This window comes from Microbacterium phycohabitans, assembly GCF_032464935.1.
Taxonomy (GTDB): domain Bacteria; phylum Actinomycetota; class Actinomycetes; order Actinomycetales; family Microbacteriaceae; genus Microbacterium; species Microbacterium phycohabitans.
Genome location: NZ_JAWDIT010000009.1, coordinates 3,477 through 4,893 on the forward strand (window position 1 = coordinate 3,477; position 1,417 = coordinate 4,893).

Consider the following 1,417-nt stretch of genomic DNA (forward strand, 5'->3'; position numbering starts at 1 on the left):
CGGGGTGAGGCGGGTGTGTGTGAACGCTCGACCCCATGCTGGTGCGGCTAGCGTATTAACAGGTGTGACGCAGGAAGGTAGCCCAAGCCAGGCGATGGTAGTCCTGGTGCAAGTGCGTAGGCCGACTCTTAGGCAAATCCGGGAGTCATGAGGCTGAGACACGATGCGGATAAAAAGTGGGTGATCCTATGCTGCCGAGAAAAGCATCGACGCGAGGTTCAAGCCGCCCGTACCCCAAACCGACTCAGGTGGTCAGGTAGAGAATACCAAGGAGATCGAGAGAATCGTGGTTAAGGAACTCGGCAAAATGCCCCCGTAACTTCGGGAGAAGGGGGGCCATCCACTTATTAGGACTTGCTCCGAAAGGGTGTGGTGGCCGCAGAGACTAGTGGGTAGCGACTGTTTACTAAAAACACAGGTCCGTGCCAAGTCGCAAGACGATGTATACGGACTGACGCCTGCCCGGTGCTGGAAGGTTAAGAGGACCGGTTAGCCGCAAGGCGAAGCTGAGAATTTAAGCCCCAGTAAACGGCGGTGGTAACTATAACCATCCTAAGGTAGCGAAATTCCTTGTCGGGTAAGTTCCGACCTGCACGAATGGCGTAACGACTTCCCAACTGTCTCAACCGCGAACTCGGCGAAATTGCATTACGAGTAAAGATGCTCGTTACGCGCAGCAGGACGGAAAGACCCCGTGACCTTTACTACAGCTTGGTATTGGTGTTCGGTGTGGCTTGTGTAGGATAGGTGGGAGACGGTGAAGCATTCACGCCAGTGAGTGTGGAGTCATTGTTGAAATACCACTCTGGTCACTCTGGATATCTAACTTAGGACCGTGATCCGGTTCAGGGACAGTGCCTGGTGGGTAGTTTAACTGGGGCGGTTGCCTCCCAAAATGTAACGGAGGCGCCCAAAGGTTCCCTCAACCTGGTTGGCAATCAGGTGGCGAGTGTAAGTGCACAAGGGAGCTTGACTGTGAGACTGACAGGTCGAGCAGGGACGAAAGTCGGGACTAGTGATCCGGCAGTGGCTTGTGGAAGCGCTGTCGCTCAACGGATAAAAGGTACCTCGGGGATAACAGGCTGATCTTGCCCAAGAGTCCATATCGACGGCATGGTTTGGCACCTCGATGTCGGCTCGTCGCATCCTGGGGCTGGAGTAGGTCCCAAGGGTTGGGCTGTTCGCCCATTAAAGCGGTACGCGAGCTGGGTTTAGAACGTCGTGAGACAGTTCGGTCCCTATCCGCTGCGCGCGTAGGAAGTTTGAGAGGATCTGACCCTAGTACGAGAGGACCGGGTTGGACGAACCTCTGGTGTGTCAGTTGTTCCGCCAGGAGCACCGCTGATTAGCTACGTTCGGGATGGATAACCGCTGAAAGCATCTAAGCGGGAAGCCGGCCTCAAGATGAGACTTCCAT

At 55.2% G+C, this 1,417-nt stretch carries 1 rRNA gene (running past one end of the window); it reads left to right on the top strand.

Annotated elements, in window-relative coordinates:
- Positions 1 to 1,417, top strand: a 23S ribosomal RNA gene (locus RWH44_RS16075) (its annotated part extends 1,671 nt beyond the left edge of the window); the annotation flags it as partial.